Annotated in this window: 23 protein-coding genes; 15 read left to right on the forward strand and 8 right to left on the reverse strand. The window is 59.3% G+C overall.

Annotated features, from left to right (window positions below; translation table 11 throughout):
* Positions 1–4 precede the first annotated feature (4 nt).
* The 10 genes from GH659_RS10080 to GH659_RS10125 all read left to right on the forward strand — a co-directional run bounded on the left by GH659_RS10080 (position 5) and on the right by GH659_RS10125 (position 11,765).
* The gene (locus GH659_RS10080; protein WP_153111278.1) at positions 5–1,282 is read left to right on the forward strand and encodes a YeaH/YhbH family protein; all 1,278 of its coding nucleotides are present in this window, start codon (positions 5–7) and stop codon (positions 1,280–1,282) included.
* An 8-nt stretch (positions 1,283–1,290) separates the two neighbouring features.
* Positions 1,291–2,820, forward strand: coding sequence for a SpoVR family protein (locus GH659_RS10085; protein ID WP_153111279.1), 1,530 nt, complete (start codon positions 1,291–1,293; stop codon positions 2,818–2,820).
* A gap of 226 nt (positions 2,821–3,046) precedes the next feature.
* Positions 3,047–3,973, forward strand: a complete 927-nt coding sequence (locus GH659_RS10090; RefSeq protein WP_153111300.1) for an ABC transporter ATP-binding protein — start codon at positions 3,047–3,049, stop codon at positions 3,971–3,973.
* On the forward strand, positions 3,970–4,743 hold the full coding sequence (locus GH659_RS10095; RefSeq protein ID WP_153111280.1) for an ABC transporter permease: 774 nt from the start codon (positions 3,970–3,972) through the stop codon (positions 4,741–4,743). The genes GH659_RS10090 and GH659_RS10095 overlap by 4 nt, the downstream gene beginning before the upstream one ends.
* A 64-nt stretch (positions 4,744–4,807) precedes the next feature.
* Entirely contained in the window at positions 4,808–5,140 is a 333-nt protein-coding gene (locus GH659_RS10100; protein ID WP_153111281.1) for an antitoxin, read from the forward strand.
* Between the two features lie 30 nt (positions 5,141–5,170).
* Complete coding sequence (locus tag GH659_RS10105; protein ID WP_153111282.1) at positions 5,171–8,041, forward strand: class I SAM-dependent DNA methyltransferase; 2,871 nt, start codon at positions 5,171–5,173, stop codon at positions 8,039–8,041.
* Positions 8,042–8,077: 36 nt separating this feature from the next.
* The gene (locus tag GH659_RS10110; RefSeq protein WP_153111283.1) at positions 8,078–8,425 is read left to right on the forward strand and encodes an arsenate reductase; all 348 of its coding nucleotides are present in this window, start codon (positions 8,078–8,080) and stop codon (positions 8,423–8,425) included.
* Positions 8,425–9,288, forward strand: a complete 864-nt coding sequence (gene hslO, locus GH659_RS10115) for an Hsp33 family molecular chaperone HslO (RefSeq protein ID WP_153111284.1) — start codon at positions 8,425–8,427, stop codon at positions 9,286–9,288. The genes GH659_RS10110 and hslO overlap by 1 nt, the downstream gene beginning before the upstream one ends.
* Positions 9,289–9,389: 101 nt before the next feature.
* A complete protein-coding gene (locus GH659_RS10120; RefSeq protein WP_153111285.1) occupies positions 9,390–11,066 on the forward strand; it encodes a SulP family inorganic anion transporter in 1,677 nt (558 codons plus the stop codon).
* A gap of 3 nt (positions 11,067–11,069) precedes the next feature.
* Positions 11,070–11,765, forward strand: a complete 696-nt coding sequence (locus tag GH659_RS10125; RefSeq protein ID WP_246167801.1) for a DUF2238 domain-containing protein — start codon at positions 11,070–11,072, stop codon at positions 11,763–11,765.
* On the opposite strand, the gene GH659_RS10130 is transcribed toward GH659_RS10125, so the two are convergent.
* Both GH659_RS10130 and tadA read right to left on the reverse strand, forming a co-directional pair.
* Entirely contained in the window at positions 11,738–12,217 is a 480-nt protein-coding gene (locus GH659_RS10130; RefSeq protein ID WP_153111286.1) for a L,D-transpeptidase, read from the reverse strand. The two genes, GH659_RS10125 and GH659_RS10130, sit on opposite strands and share 28 nt — an antisense overlap.
* 13 nt (positions 12,218–12,230) lie before the next feature.
* Positions 12,231–12,692 carry a tRNA adenosine(34) deaminase TadA gene (tadA, locus tag GH659_RS10135; protein WP_153111287.1) on the reverse strand — a complete coding sequence of 154 codons (462 nt, stop codon included), beginning with the start codon at positions 12,690–12,692 and terminating at the stop codon, positions 12,231–12,233.
* A gap of 38 nt (positions 12,693–12,730) precedes the next feature.
* Between tadA and GH659_RS10140 the strand changes: the two genes are divergently transcribed.
* The 5 genes from GH659_RS10140 (at position 12,731) to GH659_RS10160 (ending at position 18,798) form a co-directional block, all read left to right on the forward strand.
* Positions 12,731–14,416: a potassium channel family protein gene (locus GH659_RS10140; RefSeq protein ID WP_153111288.1), complete on the forward strand. Its 1,686-nt coding sequence runs from the start codon at positions 12,731–12,733 to the stop codon at positions 14,414–14,416.
* Between the two features lie 261 nt (positions 14,417–14,677).
* Complete coding sequence (locus GH659_RS10145) at positions 14,678–15,478, forward strand: metal ABC transporter ATP-binding protein (protein ID WP_153111289.1); 801 nt, start codon at positions 14,678–14,680, stop codon at positions 15,476–15,478.
* Entirely contained in the window at positions 15,475–16,362 is an 888-nt protein-coding gene (locus GH659_RS10150; RefSeq protein WP_153111290.1) for a metal ABC transporter permease, read from the forward strand. Before GH659_RS10145 ends, GH659_RS10150 begins: the two co-directional genes overlap by 4 nt.
* Positions 16,363–16,376: 14 nt before the next feature.
* Entirely contained in the window at positions 16,377–17,342 is a 966-nt protein-coding gene (locus tag GH659_RS10155) for a metal ABC transporter substrate-binding protein (protein WP_153111291.1), read from the forward strand.
* A 97-nt stretch (positions 17,343–17,439) separates the two neighbouring features.
* A complete protein-coding gene (locus GH659_RS10160; protein WP_246167802.1) occupies positions 17,440–18,798 on the forward strand; it encodes a citrate transporter in 1,359 nt (452 codons plus the stop codon).
* Positions 18,799–19,433: 635 nt separating this feature from the next.
* Here GH659_RS10160 and GH659_RS10165 read toward each other — a convergent pair.
* The 6 genes from GH659_RS10165 to GH659_RS15150 all read right to left on the reverse strand — a co-directional run bounded on the left by GH659_RS10165 (position 19,434) and on the right by GH659_RS15150 (position 23,816).
* Positions 19,434–20,300 (reverse strand): triphosphoribosyl-dephospho-CoA synthase, encoded by an 867-nt coding sequence (locus tag GH659_RS10165; RefSeq protein WP_153111292.1) that lies wholly within the window; start codon positions 20,298–20,300, stop codon positions 19,434–19,436.
* Positions 20,272–20,778, reverse strand: coding sequence for a citrate lyase holo-[acyl-carrier protein] synthase (gene citX / locus GH659_RS10170; protein ID WP_170285869.1), 507 nt, complete (start codon positions 20,776–20,778; stop codon positions 20,272–20,274). The genes GH659_RS10165 and citX overlap by 29 nt, the downstream gene beginning before the upstream one ends.
* Positions 20,750–22,288, reverse strand: a complete 1,539-nt coding sequence (citF, locus tag GH659_RS10175) for a citrate lyase subunit alpha (protein ID WP_153111294.1) — start codon at positions 22,286–22,288, stop codon at positions 20,750–20,752. The genes citX and citF overlap by 29 nt, the downstream gene beginning before the upstream one ends.
* Positions 22,278–23,195, reverse strand: coding sequence for an HpcH/HpaI aldolase/citrate lyase family protein (locus tag GH659_RS10180; protein WP_153111295.1), 918 nt, complete (start codon positions 23,193–23,195; stop codon positions 22,278–22,280). The genes citF and GH659_RS10180 overlap by 11 nt, the downstream gene beginning before the upstream one ends.
* 30 nt (positions 23,196–23,225) lie before the next feature.
* On the reverse strand, positions 23,226–23,489 hold the full coding sequence (gene citD / locus GH659_RS10185) for a citrate lyase acyl carrier protein (RefSeq protein WP_153111296.1): 264 nt from the start codon (positions 23,487–23,489) through the stop codon (positions 23,226–23,228).
* 231 nt (positions 23,490–23,720) lie between these two features.
* Positions 23,721–23,816, reverse strand: coding sequence for an NADP-dependent isocitrate dehydrogenase (locus GH659_RS15150; protein WP_425499990.1), 96 nt, complete (start codon positions 23,814–23,816; stop codon positions 23,721–23,723).
* Positions 23,817–23,818: the final 2 nt, after the last annotated feature.

Below are 23,818 nucleotides of genomic sequence, written 5' to 3' on the forward strand. Positions count from 1 at the left end.
TCTCATGACCGTGCGCATCGTCGACCGCCGATTCGACAGCAAGAACAAGAGCTCGGTCAATCGCAGCCGCTTCATTCGCCGCTTCAAGGGGCAGATTCGCAAGGCGGTGGCCGAATCGATCAACCGCCGCGGCGTGCGCGACCTCGATGACGGTGAGAAGATCAGCATTCCCGCCGGCGATATCGCCGAGCCGCAATTCGTTTATGGTCAGGGGGGCGTGCGCGAAACCGTCCATCCGGGCAACGACCGCTTCAACAGCGGTGATCTGGTCGAACGCCCACAAGGCGGAGGCGGAGGCGGCGGCCAAGGCAAGGGACAAGCCAGCCAGGACGGCGAAGGTCTCGACAACTTTGTGTTCACCCTAACGCGCGAGGAATTCCTCGACATCTTCTTCGACGAACTCGCCCTGCCCAACCTCGTCAAGCGCCAGCTGACGCGCATCGAGCAATACAAGAGCGTGCGCGCTGGCTATTCGCACTCCGGCGTACCGGCCAATATCAACCTCGAACGCACCATGCGCGGCGCGGCCAGCCGCCGCGTCGCCATCGGCGGCCCGCACAACAAGCGTCTGCGCGCGCTCGAAGAAAAGCTCAAGGCGCTTCTGGAAAGCCCCCGGCCGGACGACGAACCGGAAATCGAGCAGCTGCGCCGCGAAATCGCCCGCCTGCGCGCCCGCATCGAGGCACTGCCGTTCATCGACCCGTTCGACCTGCGCTACAACAACCGCATCCGCCAGCCGCAGCCGACGACGCAGGCCGTGATGTTCTGCCTGCTCGACGTCTCCGCCTCGATGGACGAGGAGCGGAAAAACACCGCCAAGCGCTTCTTCATGCTGCTTTACCTGTTCCTGAAACGGAATTACGAGCACATCGACGTGGTCTTCATCCGCCACCACACGGTCGCCGAGGAAGTCGACGAGGAGGACTTCTTCACTTCGCGCAAGACGGGCGGCACCGTCGTATCAAGCGCCCTCAATCTGATGCTCGACATCATCCGGGCGCGCTATCCGAGCGGCAACTGGAACATCTACGGCGCGCAGGCATCCGACGGCGACAACTGGTACAACGACTCGTCCATCTGCGGCGAGGTTCTCGAAAACTCGTTGCTGCCGCTTTGCCAGTATTTTGCCTATATCGAAATCACGACCGGCCCGCCGCAAAATCTCTGGGAAGAATACGAAAAGCTTCAGGCCACGCACCACGGCCAGTTCGCGATGCAGCGCATCGAAGACATCACCGACATTTACCCCGTGTTTCGCGAGCTGTTCAAGCGAAAAGTCTAGGAGCCATCATGAGCACGCCGCTTCTGGCCCACCTGCCTCCGCTGCCCGGCGGTTCCGAATGGACGTTCGAAGCCATCGACCGCTACGACGAGGCCATCGGCGAAGTCGCCCGCGCCTACAACCTCGACTGCTACCCGCACGTGCTGGAAATCATCAGCGCTGAGCAAATGATGGACGCCTACGCCTCGATCGGCATGCCGGTCTATTACCACCACTGGTCGTTCGGCAAGCATTTCCTCGCCACCGAAGGGCGCTACAAGCGCGGCCAGATGGGTCTCGCCTACGAGATCGTCATCAACTCCGACCCGTGCATCGCCTACCTGATGGACGAAAACACGCTGCCGATGCAGGCGCTGGTCATCGCCCACGCCGCCTACGGCCACAACTCGTTTTTCAAGGGCAACCACCTGTTCAAGCAATGGACGAGCGCCGACGCGATCATCGACTACCTCGTCTTCGCCCGTAACTATGTCGCCCATTGCGAAGAGCGCTACGGCGTCGACGCGGTCGAAAATCTGCTCGACGCCTGCCACGCCCTGCTCAACGTCGGCGTGGACCGCTACAAGCGCTGGCCCAAGCAGTCGCTGGAACAAGAAAAGCTGCGCCAGAAGGAACGCGCGGAATACCTGCAGGCGCAGGTCAACGACCTCTGGCGAACCCTTCCGCCGCACCACGAAACGGAAGAGCACGTTCAGGAACAACGTTTCCCGAAGGAGCCGGAAGAAAACCTCCTCTACTTCATCGAGAAGAACGCCCCGCTGCTCGAGCCTTGGCAGCGCGAAATCGTGCGCATCGTGCGCAAGATCGGCCAGTATTTCTACCCGCAACGGCAAACACAGGTGATGAACGAAGGCTGGGCCTGCTTCTGGCACTACACCCTGCTCAACACCATGTACGACCAGGGCAACCTGTCGGACGGCTTCATGCTCGAATTCCTGCAATCGCATACCAACGTCGTCTACCAGCCGCCGTACAACAGCCCCTACTACTCCGGCATCAACCCTTACGCGCTCGGTTTCGCCATGTGGCGGGACATCCGCCGCATCTGCGAAAAACCGACCGACGAGGACCGCGAGTGGTTCCCTGACATCGCCGGCTCGGACTGGCGGGAAACGCTCGAATACGCGATGCAGAATTTCAAGGACGAGAGCTTTGTCGCCCAATACCTCTCGCCGCGCTTGATGCGCGAATTCCGACTCTTCTCGGTGCTCGACGACGACGAGCAGGAAAATCTGCGCATCTCGGCCATCCACGATGATCCGGGTTACCGCGCCTTGCGCCACCAGCTCGCCGAGCAATACGACCTCGGCAGCCGCGAACCGGACATTCAGGTCTGGAACGTCGACCTGCGCGGCGATCGGTCGCTCACGCTGCGCCATTTCGCGCACCAGCGCCGCCCGCTGCACCCGAGTTTCGATTCCGTCCTCGAACACGTCGCCAACCTGTGGGGATTCACCGTCCGCCTCGAACGACACAACGCCGACGGTACCGTCGAAACGGTGAACGAGAAGAAAATGGAGCGACGCCGCGGCACATGAACCTATCGGGGCAGGCGACTGTCATTTGGAGAACCGCTTTCAACGCAGAGAGCGCAGAGATACGGAGTTCGCAGAGAAAAAACTGATGAGAGAATTAGCAGGGCGCTGCGATTTGTTTCTTGATTTTTCTCTGCGTTCTCTGCGCCTCTGCGCTCTCTGCGTTGAAAGCGTTTTTACAGAGGCTTCCTGCCCGCCCACGCACACCGACCGTGATATCTTCGCCTTCATGCAACCGATCATCCGTATCAGCAGCCTCTCCAAGACCTACGCCTCCGGCTTCCGGGCGCTGAAAAACATCAACCTCGACATCCGGCGCGGCGAAATCTTCGCCCTGCTTGGCCCGAACGGCGCCGGCAAGACGACGCTGATCAGCACCGTCTGCGGCATCGTCACCCCGAGCGAGGGCAGCGTCAGCGTCGGCGGACACGACATCGTCAAGAACTACCGCGCTTCGCGCGCCCTGATCGGCCTCGTCCCGCAGGAACTGACGACGGATTCCTTCGAATCGGTACTCGGCACGGTGAAATTCAGCCGCGGCCTGTTCGGCAAGCGCCCGAATCCGGTCTATCTCGAAAAAACCCTGCGCGACCTGTCGCTCTGGGAAAAACGCGACAATCCGATCATGACCCTCTCCGGCGGCATGAAACGCCGCCTGCTGATCGCCAAGGCGCTCGCGCACGAGCCGCAAATCCTCTTCCTCGACGAACCGACCGCCGGCGTCGACGTCAACCTGCGCCGCGACATGTGGAATCTGGTGCGCACGCTGCGCGATTCCGGCGTCACCATCATCCTCACCACGCACTACATCGAAGAGGCCGAAGAGATGGCCGACCGCGTCGCCGTCATCAACAAGGGCGAAATCATCCTCGTCGAGGAAAAAGCCGAGCTGATGCGCAAACTTGGCAAGAAACAACTGACGCTCCAGCTCGCCGCGCCGCTCGACCGCCTGCCGCCCGAACTGACCCGCCACCACCTGGAACTCTCCGGCGACGGCCGCGCACTCGTCTACACCTACGAGACCGCCGACGAAGAAAGCGGCATCGTGCCGCTGCTCGACGACATCAACAAAGCCGGCATCCGCTTCCACGACCTGCAAACCAGCCAGCGCTCGCTGGAGGACATCTTCGTCAGCCTGGTGAAGGAAGAACAATGAATTTCGGCCTCAACCTCACCGCCATCCGCGCCATCTACCGCTTCGAAATGGCCCGCACCTGGCGCACGATCATGCAAAGTATCATCTCGCCGGTCATTTCCACCTCGCTCTACTTCATCGTCTTCGGCTCGGCCATCGGCTCGCGCATCTCGGAAGTCGGCGGCATCAGCTACGGCGCCTTCATCGTGCCGGGGCTCGTCATGCTCTCGCTGCTCACGCACAGCATCTCGAACGCCTCGTTCGGCATCTTTTTCCCAAAATTCAACCGCACCATCTACGAACTCCTCTCGGCGCCCGTATCGCATCTCGAAATCATCGTCAGCTACGTCGGCGCGGCGGCCACCAAATCGATCGTGCTCGGCCTCATCATCCTCGCCACGGCCGGTCTCTTCGTACCGCTGCACATCGATCACCCGTTGTGGATGATTTTCTTCCTGCTGCTCACTGCCATCACCTTCAGCCTGCTCGGCTTCATCATCGGCATCTGGGCCGACAACTTCGAAAAGCTCCAGGTCGTGCCGCTGCTCATCGTCACCCCGCTCACCTTCCTCGGCGGCAGCTTCTACTCCATCCACATGCTGCCGCCCTTCTGGCAAAAGGTGACCCTCTTCAACCCGGTCGTCTACCTCATCAGCGGCTTCCGCTGGAGCTTCTACGGCATCGCCGACGTCCCCGTCTGGATCAGCCTCGCCATGACCGGCCTCTTCCTCGCGGCCTTCATCGCGACTGCCACGTGGATGCTCAGGACGGGCTACAAGTTGAAAAACTGAGCGTTCTGTTTTACTTGCGCCACACCAAGTACACAGACTTGCCGCACACAATCAGGATCCCATCATGGCTTACGCGCGCATTTTCCAATCTGGCAACAGCCAAGCCGTCCGTTTGCCCAAGGACTTTCGTTTTGATGCCGAGGAAGTCGAAATCTTTCGCCGGGGCGATGAGGTTGTCTTGCGCCCCGTACGGATCAATGCCGCAGCAGTATTCGATGCACTCACCGCCTTGCCCGACGACCTCCTGAGCGAAGAACGACAAACTCCCCCGCCGCAAGCAAGAAAAGACCTCGGATGGGCGCCCGCTATCTGCCTGATCCAAATTCTGCTTCGGTTGCGAATCCAAATTTCGCACTTAACGCGGAACACGCCGAGAAAAACAAGCTTTCGGGGATAATCGCGGAATATTCCAAGCAAATCGCCAAACATGACACCCGAACAATTCATCGCCCTCTGGAAACACAACACGCTAACCGAACGGGCCGGAGCGCAGCAGCATTTCAACGACCTCTGCGACCTGCTCGGCGTCGACAAACCTCGCGATCCTGAAAACTACTGCTTCGAGCGCGGCGCCAAGAAAGCCGGCGGCGGCGATGGCTGGGCCGATGTCTGGAAACGCGGCCACTTCGGTTGGGAAAACAAGAAACCCGGCCGCGACCTCAACACCGCACTAAAGCAACTCACCGACTACGCCCTGCAACTTGAGAACCCGCCGTTGCTCGTCGTCTGCGACCGCGAGCGCATCGTCATCCACACCGCCTTCACCGGCTACCCGGACGAACCGCGCGAGATCCGCATCGCCGAACTCGTCGAACCGGAAAAACGCCAACTCCTCACGTGGGTATTCAACGACCCGGAAAAGTTGCGTCCGGAAAAATCCACCGCCGCCATCACCGCCGAAGCCGCCGGCCAATTCGCTCAGCTCGCCGACGCCATGCGCCAGCGTGGCGAACCCGGGGACAGGGTCGCCCACTTCCTCGTCCAGTGTCTTTTCTGCATGTTCGCCGAGGACGAAGCCCTGCTCCCGCTCGGCATCTTCACCGACCTGCTCAAAAATGCCGGCAACGACGCCGGCAAAGCTGCCCGCCGCATCGAAAAGCTCTTTCTCGCCATGCAGAAAAAAGGCGGCGAATACGGCGACCACGACATCCCGTGGTTCAACGGCGGCCTGTTCAAGCAAATCGACATCCCACCGCTCACCGCCGACGATCTCAGCGCCCTGCACCGCGCTGCCGCCGACATGGACTGGCGGGCCATCGACCCGACCATCTTCGGCACCCTGTTCGAACGCGGCCTCGACCCCGCCGCCCGCGCCCCGCTCGGCGCGCACTACACCGACACCGGCACCATCGCCAAACTAATCGACCCACTGGTGCGCGAACCGCTGGTCACGGAATGGGGATCTATCCGGCAACAGATCGCCGAACTTGCGCCCAAATTCGGCATGGTCAAAACACGCGGCAAGAACCAATACCGCCCGAACGCCGCCAAGCAACGCGGACTGGAATTGCTGAACGGCTTCTTCACCCGCCTCAACCACTTCCGCGTGCTCGATCCGGCCTGCGGGTCAGGAAATTTTCTCTACCTCGCCCTCAAAGCCCTGCGCGACATCGAAAAGCGCGTCCACGTCGACGCCATCGAACTCGGCCTCGAAGCGCCGATGAACATGGAAACCGGCCCACACAACATCCTCGGGCTGGAAATCAATGAATTCGCCGCCGAACTCGCCCGCGTCACCGTCTGGATCGGCGACATTCAGTGGTGCCGCCAGAACGGCTACCCGCACGCCATCAACCCGATTTTGAAGCCGCTCGACGGCATCGAACACCGTGACGCCCTGCTCAATCCGGACGGCAGCGAAGCGGCATGGCCGACCGCCGACGTCATCGTCGGCAATCCGCCGTTTCTCGGCGACAAAATGATGCGCGGCGAACTTGGTTCGGAGTACGTCGACACGCTGCGCAAAACCTACGACGGCCGCGTGCCGGGCGGCGCCGACCTCGTCACCTACTGGTTCGAAAAAGCCCGCGCCCAGATCGAAGCCGGAAAACTCAAGGCCGCCGGCCTCGTTTCCACCAACTCCATTCGCGGCGGTGCCAACCGCAAGGTGCTCGAACGCATCTGCGAGACGACGCGAATTTTCGAGGCATGGAGCGACGAAGAATGGGTCAATGACGGCGCTGCCGTACGCGTATCGCTGGTGGGGTTTGGGCCGAATTTTTCGGTTGACCGTTGTAATCGGCTGGATGGAGCTGAAGTGGTGGCTATTCATGCTAATTTGACAGCGGCGGTAGGGCTTGACCTAACCCGAGCGCAGAAGCTTGCCGAGAGCTCTGGGATCAGCTTTCAAGGGCCGGTCCTTATTGGTCCGTTTGAGGTTGAATTTTCGACTGCCTATCAGTGGCTTAAGTCCCCAAATCCTAACGGCATTGGTAACGCTCAGGTTGTTCGCCCAATCACCAACGGAAAGGACATAACGAGCCGCTCAAGAGGCTTGTGGGTTATCGATTTTGGGCCAATGCCGGAATCTCACGCTTCGTTGTTTGAACTCCCTTTTGAGTACGCCGCCAATAACGTGAAGCCGCTTCGCGCGTCCAATCCAAGACCGAACCGACGAGACAAGTGGTGGGTTCACGGTGAAACTGGCGTTGGTTGGCGGCAAGCAACCAAGACTCTTGGCCGATATATCGCCACCTCCCAAGTGTCCAAGCATCGATTTTTTGTCTGGCAAAGCGTTAGGGTTTGGCCGCATCAAACGGTTATCTCCATCGCCCGTTCCGACGACACCACCTTCGGCATCCTGCATTCCCGCTTCCACGAACTCTGGTCGCTACGCCTGTGCACCTGGCTCGGTGTCGGTAACGATCCGCGCTACACCCCGACCACCACCTTCGAAACCTTCCCCTTCCCCGCTGGCCTGACACCCCGCGACACCGCCGCCGACGCGCCGACCGGCCCGGTCGCCGAGGCCATCGCCGCTGCCGCCAAGCGCCTCAATGAGTTGCGCGAAGCCTGGCTCAACCCGGCCGAGTGGGTCGATTGGGTCATCACGCCGGAAGAGGAAAAAGCCGGTTTCCCGAAGCGCCCGGTCGCCAAGCCGGGCCATGAGGCGGACGTGAAGAAGCGCACGCTGACCAATCTCTACAATCAGCGCCCGGCATGGCTCGACCTCGCGCACAAGGAGTTGGACAAGGCCGTCGCCGCCGCTTACGGCTGGGCCGATTACACGCCGGACATGGACGACGACGAAATCCTCCGCCGCCTGCTGGCACTGAACCTCGAACGCGCCGCTGGCTGACTTCCATTTTCAACATTCGTTCCCGGAATGCTTTCCATGACTCTCAAAATCTACGGCATCAAAAACTGCGACACGATGAAGAAAGCCTTTGCCTGGCTGGAGGCAAACGGCATCACTTACGAATTCATCGACTACAAGAAAACAGGCGTGGCGGAAAGGCATTTGCCGGACTGGAACCGCCGCGCCGGCTGGGAAACGCTGCTTAACACGCGCGGCCTGATGTGGAAAAAACTCTCCGACGAGGAGCGCGCCGATGTCGACGAGGCGAAGGCCTTGACACTGCTGGCAAAATATCCGGCGATGATCAAACGGCCGGTGCTCGATACCGGCGAAACTCTACTGGTTGGTTTCGATGCCGACCGCTATGCGAAGGAATTGAAATAATGAGCAACACCGTCCAGCGCTTTCTTTTTGACGATCTCGACATTCGCGGCGCCGTCGTGCGCCTCGACTCGGTCTGGGAAAAACTGATGAGCGGCCGCAATTATCCGGAGCCGGTCATCAAGTTGCTCGGCGAGATGAGCGCCACCACCTTGTTGTTGGCCGACAACCTCAAGCAGCCGGGTCGGCTGACCATCCAGATGCGCGGCAACGGGCCGGTGTCGCTGATGGTCATCGACTGCAACGAGCAACTCAACGTCCGTTGCATGGCCCATCACGCGGAAAGCATCGCGCCCTCGTCGACGATCGACCTGCTCGGCCACGGCCAGTTGCTGATGTCGCTCGACATGCCGTCGATGCGCGAGCCGTATCAAAGCGTCGTGCCACTTGAAGGCCAGACGATTGCCGAAGTCTTCGAACACTACCTCAAGCAGTCGGAGCAGTTGGCCTCGCGCTTTTTCCTCGCCGCCTCGCCGTCCGGCGCGGCTGGTCTTTTCCTGCAGAAAATGCCGTTGGCCGACGAGCGCGATCCGGATGGCTGGTCGCGCGTCGAAGCGCTGGCCACGACCGTCAAGCCGGAAGAACTGCTCGAACTTTCGGCCGAAAACCTGCTGACGCGTCTCTTCCACGAAGAAACGATCCGCCTGTTCGACGTGCAACCCGTGACCAACGATTGTCCACCGGACGGGGAGCGGATCAAGAGCATGCTGCTCAGCCTGGGTCGCGAGGAGGTTTATGAGAGTCTCAAGGAGCACGGTGCCATCGTGATCCGCGACGAGTTGAGCAACAACGAATATCGCTTCGAAAAAGCGGTGATCGACGAATTGTTCAGCCATACGCCGGAGACGCCGAAGACGCTGCAATAACGGTCATTCGTCAGCCTGTTCTCGACTTCTCGGCGTAACGGGCGGCATCCGCGAAATATCCGGCTAGAATGAATCGAGAAACTTTCCGGAGATCTCGCGTCATGGAAACGAAGACTTCCTTTATGCCGGCTATCGATTGGCTTGCCGCCTACGACCGCTCATGGCTTAAAGCCGATGTCGTGGCCGGGCTGACCGCCGGCGCCATCGTCATCCCCAAGGCGATGGCCTATGCGACGATTGCCGGGTTGCCGCTGCAAGTCGGCTTGTATACGGCGTTCCTGCCGATGGTGGTTTATGCGCTGCTGGGTACCTCGCGGGTGCTCAGCGTCAGCACCACGACAACGATTGCCATCCTCGGCGCAGCCGAACTCGGCGCGGTCGCGCAAGCCCACCCGGAGATCAACCCACTGACGGCTACGGCAACGCTGGCGATGCTGGTCGGTGCCCTGCTGCTCATCGCCCGTCTGTTTCGACTGGGTTTCGTCGCCAATTTCATATCCGATCCGGTGCTTACCGGATTCAAGGCCGGGATCGGGCTGGTGATCGTCGTCGACCAACTCCCGAAACTCCTTGGCCTCCACATCCACAAGGAAGGGTTTTTCCGCGACCTTGTCGCGATCGCCGGGCAGGTGCCGGACACCTCGCTGATCACGCTGGCCATTACGCTGGGAACATTCGCCCTCATCATCGGGCTGGAAAAGTTTGCGCCCCGCGCGCCCGCCCCCTTGATCGCCGTTGCAGGCGGCATCGCCGCTTCCGCGCTGCTCGGACTGCAGGCCCACGGCGTCAGCATCGTCGGCCAGATTCCGGGCGGATTCCCGTCATTAACGCTGCCCGATCTGTCGCTCGTTCAGGAAATGTGGCCGGCCGCCGCCGGTATCGCACTCATGAGTTTCACCGAGACGATCGCCGCGGGACGCGCCTTCGCCCACCCGGGCGATCCAAGGACAAATTCGAATCAGGAGCTGGTTGGCATCGGTGCAGCCAACGTGATCGGCGGCCTGTTCGGCGCGATGCCGGCCGGCGGCGGAACGTCGCAGACGGCGGTCAACCTCAACGCCGGGGCTCAAACGCAGGTGGCCGCGCTAATCACGGCCGCGATGGCGGTCGCGACCATGCTTTTTCTGGCCCCGGTCATGGCCGCGATGCCGAATGCGACGCTCGCCGCCGTCGTGATCGCTTATTCGGTCGGCCTGATCAGCCCGGCGGAAATGGCCGCGATCCGACGCATCCGTACAATCGAATTCCGCTGGGCGATTGCCGCCTGCGTCGGCGTCATGGTGCTCGGTACGCTGAACGGCATACTCGTCGCCGTCATCATTTCGATGGCCAGCCTGATTCACCTCGCCAACAACCCGCCGTTGTACGTCCTCGGGCGCAAGCCGGGCACGCACGTCTTCCGGCCGCGATCCGACGAACACCCCGAGGACGAATCATTTCCGGGGCTGCTCATCGTTCGCACCGAAGGCGGCATGTATTTCGGTAATGCCCCGGTGGTCGCGGAAAAACTTCGCGCCCTGATTGCGGCGGAAAAACCCGACGTGCTTTTGGTCGACTGCGGCGCCATACCGAGCTTTGAATTCACCGCCCTCAAGATGCTGATCGATGCTGAGCAACGACTGCGCGATCAGGGCATCACGATGTGGATCGCGGCGGTAAACCCGGCGGCGCTCGAAATGATGCGGCGCACGCCGCTGGACGAGACGCTTGGCCGCGAAAGAATGTTTTTCACCGTCGAGGATGCCGTCAACGCGTACCAAAAGCGAGAGAAGGCATAATCGTTGCCCGTCCAACTTCATATCCCCCACCCCATGACCGACCAGCGCGCACCCGTACTCCTCGTTGCCACTGCCGCCCTCATAGTCCTGCTCGCCTATTCTGGGCTGCGACCGTTCGACCGGCCAACCTGGGCGCTTGAGGTATCGCCCGTGGCCATCGCCTTGGCCATCATGATTCCGACTTACCGGCGTTTCCCGCTCACCAGCCTGCTTTATTTCTGGATTTTCCTGCATTCTGTCGTGCTCATCGTCGGCGGCGCCTACACGTATGCCCGCGTGCCGTTCGGCTTCATGCTGGCCGACTGGTTCAACATCGACCGCAATCCGTACGACAAGGTCGGTCATTTTTTCCAGGGCTTCGTCCCGGCGCTGGTGGCGCGCGAAATTTTGCTACGGGGCTGTTTCGTGAATGGCCGGCGGATGCTGAATTTTCTGGTGCTTTGCGTCGTCCTGGCCGTCAGCGCCACGTATGAGCTGATCGAATGGGCGGTCGCGGAAATGATCGGTCAAGGTGCCAACGAATTCCTCGCCACGCAGGGTTACGCGTGGGATACGCAGTCCGACATGCTGATGGCGCTGATCGGTGGGGCGCTGGCACTCGTCTGCCTGTCCAGACTGCATGACCGGCAAATTGCGGCCGTCGGACGTTCGCCCCACCCGGCTGACGGTCGTTACTCGACGATTTCGACCGGCGTGTAAGGCGGCACGAGATCGAACAGTTCCACGATGTCGGCGTTGCGCATCCGGATACAACCATGTGAGAGCGGCACGCCCATCGGCGCCGAGTCGGCGCAGCCGTGAATGTAGATGTAGCGGCGCATGGTATCGACGACGCCCAGACGGTTGAAACCGGGTTCGGTCCCGGATAGCCACAGAATCCGCGTCAGGATCCAGTCGCGGCCGGGATGCGCGCTGGCAAGCTCCGCGGAGTGGATGTCCCCGGTCGGACGACGACCTCTGAATACGGTGTTGACCGGTTGCCCGGCGCCAATCTTGGCGCGAATGAGATGCCGGCCGCGCGGCGTGCATTCGCTGCCGGTCTGCTCACCGACGCCGCGCCGCGCCGTCGATACCGGATAGCGCCGCAGCACACGGCCCGCTTCATCGAACAGCGTCAAGGTTTGTTCAGCCACCGAAATGAGGATTCGCATATCCGGATACCCCTCAGACGTTTTTCCTGGCTCGCCGCGCGGCAAAGAAGCTCGACAGCAACTGCCCGCACTCCTCGGCCAGAATGCCGCCGACAATTTCCGTATGATGATTCAGGCGCTCGACCGCGAACAGGTCGACGACGCTGCCGTGCACGCCGGTTTTCGGATCGCGCGCACCGTAGACGACGCGGGCAATGCGCGAATGCAGGATGGCGCCGGCACACATGGCGCAGGGTTCCAGCGTTACGTAAAGCTCGCAGCCGGGGAGGCGGTAATTTTCGAGGTTCCGCGCCGCATCGCGCAACGCTGCAATTTCGGCATGCGCCGTCGGGTCCGAGCCGCCGATCGGCGCATTGAAGCCGCGCCCGACGATCTTCCCTTCGAGCACCACCACCGCCCCGACGGGCACCTCGCCGAGACATTCGGCCGCGCGCGCCAACGAAAGCGCCTCGCGCATGTAAAATTCATCGTTCATCGTGAAATTTTAACTCACGGCACGCATGGCTCGCCCGCGTGCCGAACAATTCAAACAAACATTCCCTGCACATGGAAATCACGCTCTCGCGCTCGACGCGCCGTCTGCTGGCCCTCGTCGCGCTGCTTCCCGCCGCCGTGGTGGTCCTGGCCATTATCTATATGCTGGCGATGGATAACCTCGAAGGCGCTCCCCGCACCTTTCTGGAAAGTCTGCAGTGGGCCTCGGAAACGCTGACCACGACCGGCTATGGCAACGACAGCCACTGGCAGCATCCGTTCGTCGCGCTGTTCGTCATTCTCGGCCAGTTCATGGGGCAGTTTCTCGTCTTCCTGATTTTCCCGGTTTTCCTGCTGCCTTTTTTCGAAGAACGCTTCGAGGCCCGCTTGCCGCACATCCTGCCGCCGATGGCTGGCAAGGTGCTGTTCTACCGCCACGGCCGCGCCATCGAATCGCTGCTCGACGAATTCAAACGCACCCACAGCCCGTTCGTCATCTACGAAGAGGACATGGAACTGGCCCACTACCTGCGCGACTCCGGCTTCGAGGTCGTTTTCGGCAAGCTTGGCGAAGACCCGTCCGTCCTCGCCAACGTCAAGGATGCGAAAGCCGTGGTCACCAATGCCGGCGACCACGCGAACGCCACCTGTACGCTCATCGCCCGCGAACATGGGTTCAAGGGCCACATTTTCGCCCTTGCCGACGAACCGCTCTATCGCGCCCCGATGCTGCAAATCGGAGCCACCGAGGTATTCACGCCGGCGCACGTTCTGGGCGCGGCCCTGGCGTCGCGCGCCAGCACGCGCATCAGCCCGCCGGCCGAGGGCATGCATTTGCTCGGCACGCGGTTGGGGCTGGCCGAATTCCGCATCCGCGCCAGCAGCCCCCTCGCCGGCAAGAAGCTTGGGGAACTGCACTTGCGCCAGCAACATGGCGTTTCGGTCATTGGCCAGTGGCATGGCGGCATTTTCACGACCTCGCAAGGCTCGGAAACCATCGTGGAAAGTGGTGCCATTCTCGTCGTCGTCGGCACGCCGGCAAATCTGGAAAAGGTCGAGCGGATGGCCATGCCGATCCGGCGACGCGGGCCAATCATCATTGCCGGATTCGGGGCCGTCGGGTCGAAGGTCGCGCAAATGCTGAACGATGCGGGAGAAACCTGCACCGTCATCGACAGCCGGCCCGGGCCCGGCGTCGATGTGGTCGGCAATGTGCTGGAGCATGAAACGCTGGAAACGGCGCGCCTCCGCGAGTCGAGCGCCGTCATCCTGGCGCTCAGCGACGACAGCGAAGCCGTTTTCGCCACTGCCGTCGTCCGCGATTACGCCCCCGAAGTACCGTTGATCGTACGCGTCAGCCGGGCCCGCAACACCGAGCGCATCTACCGCTCCGGCGCCGATTTCGCGATTTCGGAAGGTCAGGTGGCCGGTCAGATTCTCGCGTACCACCTGCTCGACGAGCCGGTCGTTCCGGTCGAAATACGCATCAAGTTCAGCCGTCTTTCTGCCGGAACGACGGTCGGCTGGCACCCGTGGCGCACCGAAATACACGAACGAACGGGCGCCAAGATCGTCGCCGTCGAACGCGGCAGCGACATCCTCGTCGAGTTCGAGCGTTCTTTCCAGATTCAACCGGACGATGTGCTCTACGCCTGCGGCACGCTCAATGATCTTGAACGGTTCCAGCGCGAATTCGGGGTGGCGCCGGTCAGTTCGCGAACATAAGAGGCGCACCGTTCAGACGGCAAAAGCCTATTTGCAACCTAGTTGCATTTGGAGCCATCTTCGGGCAGCATGACAGCTCTTGGCGACTTCCTTTTTTGACGGTTTACTCCCCCGCGTGCATAAACACCCGCATCCCCCCCCGACCGCTGCTCACCCTAAGCCGCCCCGCCTGAGCGCACTCTGTACCAGCGCCAGCCAGCGCCTCCTTGCCTCAACACTCGCGCTCGGACTTCTGTGGGGCGTCGTCTACTGGGCGATTTCATGACTGCCCGACATCACCACGAAAATGCGGCATCAATCCTGCTGCGCTTTGACAACCTGACGCTCGGTTACGACCGGCATCCGGCGGTCCACCATCTGAGCGGCGAAGTCGGCGCCGGCACGCTGCTTGCCGTGGTCGGGCCGAACGGCGCCGGCAAGTCGACGCTGCTCAAGGGCATCGTCGGCGAATTGCGGCCACTGGAAGGCAGCATCGAGTTGATCGGCATGAGCCGCCGGAAGATCGCTTATCTGACGCAACAATCGACACTCGACGCCAGTTTCCCGATCAGTATTCTCGACTTTGTGGCGATGGGGCTCTGGGGCGAATTTGGCGCCTTCCGCCGCTTCAGCCAAGGTGCCCGCCAGCGCATCGAAGCGGCGATTGCCGCAGTCGGCCTCGCAGGACTGGAAAACCGTCCCATCGGTCAGCTTTCCGGCGGTCAGTTGCAACGCGTCCGCTTCGCACGCGTGATGCTGCAGGATGCGCCCCTTGTCCTGCTTGACGAACCCTACTCGGCGATCGACACCAACACGATGCACGATCTCGCCCGGCTCGTCCGGCGCTGGCACGCCGAGGGCCGGACGGTCATCAGCGTGCTGCATGATATGGATCACGTCCGCGCGGAATATCCACAGGCATTGCTGCTGGCGCGCGAAGCCATTGCCTGGGGAACGCCTTCCGAGGCACTCAGCGCGGAAAATCTCCTGAAGGCCAGACACGTCGCCGAATCCGGCAAGACGCCCACGGACACGGTCTGCCACGCGGCCCCTCCTCTACCGACGGAACACCTCCTGCCATGAGTCTGCTCGCTACGCTGGCTGATCTGCCGTTGATTGCGCCGTTTGTCGAATTCGGCTTCATGCGCCGCGCCCTCGCCGGTTGCCTGGCATTGTCGCTCGGCGCGACGCCCATCGGCGTATTTCTCATGCTGCGTCGCATGAGCCTGGCCGGCGATGCGATCTCCCACGCGATTCTGCCCGGTGCGGCCATCGGCTACCTGCTCGCTGGACTTTCGCTGTCAGCCATGACACTCGGCGGTCTGATCGCCGGCGTCACCGTCGCGCTGCTGGCTGGCGGCATCGCGCGCAACTCGGTGATCAAGGAAGAAACCAGCCTCGCCACCTTTTATCTGATCTCGCTGGCCGCCGGCGTATTGATCATTTCCATGCGCGGCAGCAGCGTCGACCTCTTGCACGTGCTGTTCGGCAGCGTGCTCGCGCTCGACGATCCGGCGCTTTTTCTGCTTGCTTCGTTCGCCTCATTGTCGATTCTGTCCATAGCAACCGGGCTGCGCCTGCTCGTTCTGGAATGCTGCGACCCGTCGTACTTAAACCACGTCAGCCGTCTCGGCCCACTCGCCCATTATGGTTTCATGGTGTTATTGGTGCTCAACCTGATCGGCGGATTTCACGCGCTCGGCACGCTGATGGCGCTCGGCATCATGATCCTGCCAGCGGCAACGGCCCGCCTATGGGTTAACGATATCGTTCTGCTGCTTGTTGTGGCCAGTTTCACCGCTTTCGCAGGCTCAATCGCCGGCCTGCTGCTGTCGTATTACGCCAACCTGCCCGCAGGCCCGGCCATCGTGCTGACCTTGGGCGCTCTTTATCTGATTTCAATGCTGATCGCCCCGCTTGGCCCGGTTGTCGCGAGATTACGGCCGCGCTGGCACTTCGAACATTAAAGGGAGATAGTCCCATGAATTATCCTATGCACCGCATGGCGGTTAAAGTAGCGCAGTTTCTTGTCGCTTCCGTTCTCTGCATTGCACTCATGGCAGCACGTTCGGCCAGTGCGCAAACGATCAACGTCATCGCCAGCTTCAGCATTCTCGGTGACATCGTTCAGCAGGTCGGCGGTGACAGGGTAAGAGTTCAGTCTCTCGTCGCACCAAACTCCGATGCACACGTTTTCCAACCTTCTCCTGCTGACGCAAAAAAAATCGCCCATGCCAGCCTCGTCGTCGTTAACGGTTTGGGATTCGAGGGCTGGATCGACCGCTTAGTGAAATCATCCGGCTACAAAGGCCCAGTCGTAACGGCCAGCGCTGGAATAGAGACATTCAGGCATGCTCACGCCCATCCCTCTAACGACAAATACTCCGCGCGAGAATCGCACCACCACGCACATGGCGACTTGGATCCGCACGCCTGGCAGGACCTGAAAAACGTTCTGCTTTACGTCGACAATATCTCCCTCGCGCTGAGCAAAGTCGACCCAGAGGGCAGCACCGTCTATAAAGCAAATGCCAACCGATTCAAGAAGGACATTTCCGCACTGGACGAAAACATCCGCAGCATGTTTGCCGGAATCCCGCCTGAACAACGCAAAGTCGTCACAACACACGAGGCGTTTGGCTATTTTGGTCGAGCCTATGGTGTCAAGTTCATATCGCCAGTCGGCATCAGCACCGAAGCTGAACCCTCGGCCAAGGAAATCGGTCGCATCATTCGTCAAATACGTCAGGAAAAGATTTCTGCCGTATTCATTGAAAGCATCTCCGATCCTCGACTGCTGGATCGCATTCGCCAGGAATCGGGCGCCCGAATCGGCGGCACGCTTTATTCCGATTCGCTATCGGCTCCCGATGGCCCGGCTTCAACCTACCTGAAAATGATGCGTCATAACGCGACGACGCTCTCGAACGGCATCGCCCACCGATAAAAAAGCATCAACAGAAAATTGAACTTTCTGGGCAGAGAAAATCCACCCCCACACAAATTTATGGTTAGAATCCAAATCTGCATTCAGGGAGATGTAGATGTATAAACAAAATTTACGTGCATGTTTTTCAGCATTATTTCTATTTGCAGCAGCATTCCCCGCTTGGGCGGGGGAACCCGTGATGGTGGCCGGCATTCCGCTGGATTTCATCCTCTTCGCGATGACGTTGTTAGGAGTCGCGCTGTTTCACGACCATACGCTTCATGTCGGTCTTACCGGCATGGTAACGATCACACTTTACAAACTGCTATTCACTGGCTTTAAGGCCGGTGAGGGGCTGGCGGGGTTAGCCACCCACTTTCAACACGAATGGGTCATCCTGGCGAATTTGCTGTGTTTGCTCATGGGATTTGCCCTTCTCTCACGCCACTTCGAGAAAAGCCACGTACCCGTCATTTTGCCCCGTTACCTTCCAAGCGACTGGAAAGGGGGCTTTGTTCTGCTGATCATGGTCTTCGTGCTGTCCAGCTTCCTTGACAACATTGCGGCTGCCCTGATTGGCGGCGCCATGGCCCACCAGTTGTTCCGCGGCAAGGTGCATATTGGCTATCTGGCGGGGATCGTTGCGGCATCAAACGCCGGCGGCTCCGGGTCCGTCGTTGGCGACACAACGACCACGATGATGTGGATCGACGGAGTAAGCCCGCTGGACGTAGTACACGCTTATGTAGCGGCCTGCACGGCGCTCATCGTTACCGCGTATATCGCAGCTAAGCAACAGCACGCCTACTCGCCAATCATCAAGGGGGCTCGCGAAAGCCTGAAAGTGGACAAATCCCGGCTCGGTATCGTTGTCCTCATTCTGACTTGCGCCATGATCACCAACATCGTGGTCAACTGGAAATACAAAGCCCTTGCAGACCATTTCCCCTTCATTGGTGTAGCCGTCTGGGTTGCCATCTTTGTTTCGGTGCCGATCCGCCGTCCTGATTGGTCACTGTTGCCGGAAACGTTCAAGGGCTCGATCTTTCTCCTGTCGCTGGTAACCTGCGCCTCAATGATGCCCGTCGAGCAACTTCCGCCAGCCTCGGCGCTTGCCGCGCTGAGTTTGGGATTCGTCTCTGCCATTTTCGACAACATCCCACTGACGGCCCTCGCACTCAAGCAGGGTGGCTATGACTGGGGAGTGTTGGCCTACGCTGTTGGCTTTGGAGGATCAATGGTCTGGTTCGGTTCCTCGGCTGGCGTCGCACTATCAAACATGTATCCCGAAGCCAAATCCGTCGCTCGCTGGCTGCGCCAAGGGTGGCATGTCGCAATCGCCTATGTTGTCGGTTTTGCGGTTCTGTTCTTCACCCTGGGTTGGCATCCACACGACCCGCACAAGACAGCCCAAACCACTTCTTCCGCAAAGGTAGAGGTAACGGCTTCAGAGGCCAGCACGTCTACCCGATAGGGCAGCAACTTCAGCCCCCCAAAAAACAACGCCACTTTCGCAGTGGCGTTGTTTTTTTGGACGTGCCGTTCCGTTCTTTTAACTCGCCTTCCGAAGGCCAATCAACGGCGTACCGGGTATATCTCCCGGCCGGCATTCTGTATATCCTCGCGCAACTGCCGCCTTTCTTCCGGCGACATGCGTTGCTCGCGCTGCATCTCACCTCCTCTACTACGTTGAAACTCTTGGCGTCGGACTTCTCGCCCTTCGTTACCCGACGGCGACGAATACGTCCAATCACGACGTCCACCATCACCGTAGCTGTTACCCCGCCCGCCAGGATCAGCCACCGCATCACTTGCTGACAGCCCCGCTGCAAACAGCATCACCACCATACAGAAGACGCACTTGCCTGAGTTCAACGCCGAGCCCCTATTTTGAGCCACGTTATTTCCTTGGGAGTTTTGATCATTCACAAAACAATCATAGCCGTTTCAGCAAGTCTGACCATAGACTCGCCACGCAATGATGTAAGTATTTGTATCCGGTTACGCGCGCTGCAAGATTTGCTCACAATGGCGCAATCAATGCTGGCCGCCGAGATCATTAGCGCAGTAAAACCAATTGAATCGAAGACCCGAACGCTATTCTCGTGCTTAAGACGGCACAATCTCGGCGGAGAGAAAAGAAGTTTGATGTTGATCCGGAATTTCTTCCCCAGCAATCAACATACCGTATGCAAGCCCAAGCATATCGGCGACGCCGCCAATAGTGATGTTCATCTGGATGTAGTGACGGTTCAGTTCCTCCAGGAACGCAACACAATCCTCCCCGGCGGCTATCAAACGCTCCAATTGCCGGCCATCGCGCCTAACCCTGGCTAACCCCTCAACGCCTGCCCGATGCAGGGTTGTCGTGTCTTCTACGACCTGCATCAAACGCGCCATCATGGCAAACGAGGCGACCGTATTGCAGCCATGTCGCTTAAGCGCCGCGCGATACGCAGGAAGCGCTTCATCAAACAACGACGGGAACCCCTCGATGGATTCCCGGACAATTCCGCCAGCCTTGAATTTTTCGCGTACCCGCTGGCCATGAGTCTCGGCGCCCGTCACCGTACTCATGAAAAACTTCTCGGACAACGAAGCGAGGGCTTGGCGTATATTCGCTTCTTCTGAACACCCCGCGTGCCATTGCGCGATCAACAGCATACCGCTGAGAAAAATGTAACCCTTGTGGGTATTTGTACCGAGATTGTCGAACAGGCGCCGCTCGGCCCGAATGGCAATTTCTTTCTGATACTCAAAAGCCTGCCCGTTTTGCAGTGATTGAACTATCTCTTCAAGATAATCACCCACGTATGCGATCGATTGCTCCATGATGGGCACGGTCAGATCGGTATGCGAACCGGTATCTGCGAGGTCGACGAGACCTGGCTTCGGCGTAAGGTAAAGCTCCATGGTCGCGCCTTTGACCAAGGATGCGGCTAATTTCTTAAGTTCTAAAGCGCGCGAGCAATTCATGGACTTTCGCAACAACCTCTTCGTAGGAATGCCGTTTCAGCCGGATGCACTCAACAGCTGGCCGGCTACAAACCAGACAGGGACGGCGCGGCAAGCCGAGGCGCCCTCGGTCAATCTGAACACCTTCGGGTGAGTAAACATCCAGATCAATCAGCCGGGCAAAAGGATACTTTGTTTCAGCCGCTATGCAACGCCGCTTCACGTCGTATGGATCAAGATCCAGTGACATGACAGCATACGGCCCAAGCGCGTCGTGCACATTTTCGAGTACAACAAGTCCGGAAAATTCGTTATTCAACTCTTCCAACATCCAGAAAAAAAGCGCCTCCGAACCCGGAGGCGTTTTTTCCTGACCTGGAATATTCAGCGAGAGAAACAGTATCGCAGGACGCCCTTGGCTCAATGCACGAGCAAGAGCATCCTGCCTGCCATCCCTCGCTTCCAGGATGTTAAGCGCGAACTTTTCTAACGGTGTCAATGATCGTACCGTCACGGTATTCGATGAGACCGACGACTTCGTCTTCGAACTCGACGTCTTTCGGTGCACCAGTAATCGAGTAGATCTCGTCGCGCAACTGATGGATGTCCTTCACCGGCGCACGGCGACGGATCAGTTCTTCCTTCAGTTCGGGCAGGTGATCGTTCACCGCGATGCCGCGTTCGGTGATGATCACGCCAACCGTTTCACCCGGGGTCGTAACCGTCGTCACAGCGTCACGAACCATCGGCAGACGGCCGCGGATCGACGGGCAAACGATGATCGAGACCTTTGCGCCTGCCGCCACGTCGCAGTGACCACCGGTGTTGTGGAGCAAATAACCCATCGACTCGGTGTTAACGTTAACGTTGAAGTTAACATCGGTTTCCGTGGCGCTCAGGATCGCGCAATCGAGACGATTGACCAGGCAACCCATGTTGAACGGGTCAGCGTACAGGTTGGCCGACATCTGCTGATGCTTCTGGTTACGGCCGATGGAATCGACCGCCTTGAGGTCGAAACACTGCACATCGAACAGCCCCTCGAACAAGCCTTCTTCAAGCATGTCGACGAAGAATCCGGTGATACCGCCGCAGCCGAACGAGCCCTTGATCTTGCGCTCACGCATCATGTCACGGACGTGACCCGCCACGGCCAGCGAGATGCCGCCCGTACCGGTCTGGAACGAGAACCCGTCTTTAAGATAGCCGGTAGCGTCAATAACCATCGAGGCGTACTTGGCAATCTGAAGACCCATCGGATCACGGGTCAGCTTGGTCGTCGACGACACAATCTTTTTCGGATCGCCCAGCGTATCCACCGTTGCCACGAAATCAACCATCGACTGCGGAATGGCAATCGGCAGTGCAGGATACGGAACGAGGTTATCGGTCACGGCAACGACAGTCTTGGCGTACTGGGCATCCGGAATGGCATAACCGAGCGTGCCGCAGGCCGACGGGCCGAAGAAGCCGTTGAAGTTGCCGTATTCGTCGCAATACGGCGCAGCGAGGAACGCCACGTCAATCTGGACTTCGCCGGTGGCGATGGAACGGGCGCGACCGCCGTGCGAACGCACCGTAATCGGGCAGTTCAGCTCGCCCTTCGAGATCAGCTCACCAATCAGACCGTTAACACCGCACTCGAAGCCAGTGATCACGCCCTTCTTGATATACGGCACGAGTTCGGCATGAACGATGTGCACCGAGCTCGCCGCAATCGTGATATCACGGATACCGAGTGCGTCGATTTCCTTGACCAGATCGTTCAGAAGACGGTCACCGTTACGCAAATGGTGATGCGTCGAGATGGTCATCCCGCTCTTCAGGCCGGAGGCGACGATTGCATCGCGCAGACCACCAACCACCTTGCTTTTGCCGCTGTCATTCCGCTTGATCGGGCGCGTAGCCGTCATCAGGTCCGGCTTATACGACTTCGGGCCACCGTACGGAACAATTTTCTTGCCGTTGTAAACTTCGGGAATCTCACGTCCCACACTATTAATTGCCATTCAGAATCTCCTCATCAACCGGGGCGTCGACCATACCTTGGGCGTAAGCGGTATTCAGCGTATGGATAGCGCGTTTAACAACCGGCAAGTCAACCATTTTGCCGTTGAGCGAAATAACGCCAGTACCCATTTCGTTGGCCTGCTTGATCGCCTCAACAACCTTCAGCGCGTATTCGACTTCCTCTTCCTTCGGTGCGAATACTTCGTGAATGATCTCGATCTGACGCGGGTTGGACAAACACTTGCCGGTGTAACCAAGACGCTTGATCGTTTCGGTTTCGCGACGCAGTGCATCCATATCATTCACGTCGGAGAACACCGTATCGATAGCCTGAACGCCGGCGGCCTTGGCGGCCATGACGATTTGCATACGCGGGTGCATCAGGTCTTCACCGGAGTTCGTACGGGCGATACCCATGCTGGCGGTGTAATCCTCGGCACCGAATGCCAGACCGTAAATACGCTTGGAAGCCCTAGCGATTTCGTAGGAATTGATCACGCTCTTGACCGTTTCGATCGACGGTAGGATCTTGAAGTGACCTTCAGCGATACCGTTGGCCTTTTCGTACTTGGTCAGCTCGGCGTCGAGTTCTTGTGCCATTTCGGCCGTTTCACACATCGGGAAACGGATCGCATCGGGCATAACAGGAAGGATAGCCTTCAGGTCGTCGTGGCCCCACTTCGTATAGAGCGGGTTGATACGCACGAGCACTTCCTTGTTACGGTCTTTCCAGGTGCTCAGGAAGCTTGTAACGAGATTACGAGCAGCGTCCTTTTCAGCGTAGTTAACCGCATCCTCAAGGTCGATAATAACTGCGTCACATTGGAACAGCGGCACGTTTTGCAACATCGACGGCATATTGCCGGGGACGTAAAGCATCGTCCGGCGCAATTGGAAATCTGCCATATTGATTACTCCTCGAAATTATGAATTCCCTTACGCTGCGGATGCGCGCTGGAGGGCAGTTTTAACACGGGCTTCAATGGCATAGTCCAATGCACCGCGATCGGAAACGCGGATGAAGCCAGCCGTCACGCCAAGCGCGGCGACAACTTCATCAACCTTGGCACTGATCAAGTGACCAAACTGCTTTTTAACTGTCGATTCGATTTCGATCTTCAGTTCGTTAGCAGGCTCGACAAACACCATGAGGTCGCTGGACTGCATGGTCCCTGCCTGCGCCTGTTTTTCAATCTTCATACCTACCTCCAAATATCGATTTGCAACTAATTACGGATTGATAATTCACATCCAGACAAGGGTGCAAACAACCAAATCCATCCGGAGCCTCCCATCCACACGGAAGCAGCGGGACACTCCAAGATTCACAGCAATGATCGATGCACAAATAAAACGACCTCTTGCCCGGAAACCGGACAAGAGGTCATCGCCATTACATCATGATGACATTCCGTGAATGGCCGTCATTCATTACAGCGCGTCGATGATGGCGTTCAGCGTGGCGCTCGGACGCATGGCGGCCGCGGTCTTGAGCGGGTCCGGACGGTAGTAACCGCCGATATCCACGG

Source organism: Propionivibrio limicola (assembly GCF_009469695.1).
Classification (GTDB): domain Bacteria; phylum Pseudomonadota; class Gammaproteobacteria; order Burkholderiales; family Rhodocyclaceae; genus Propionivibrio; species Propionivibrio limicola.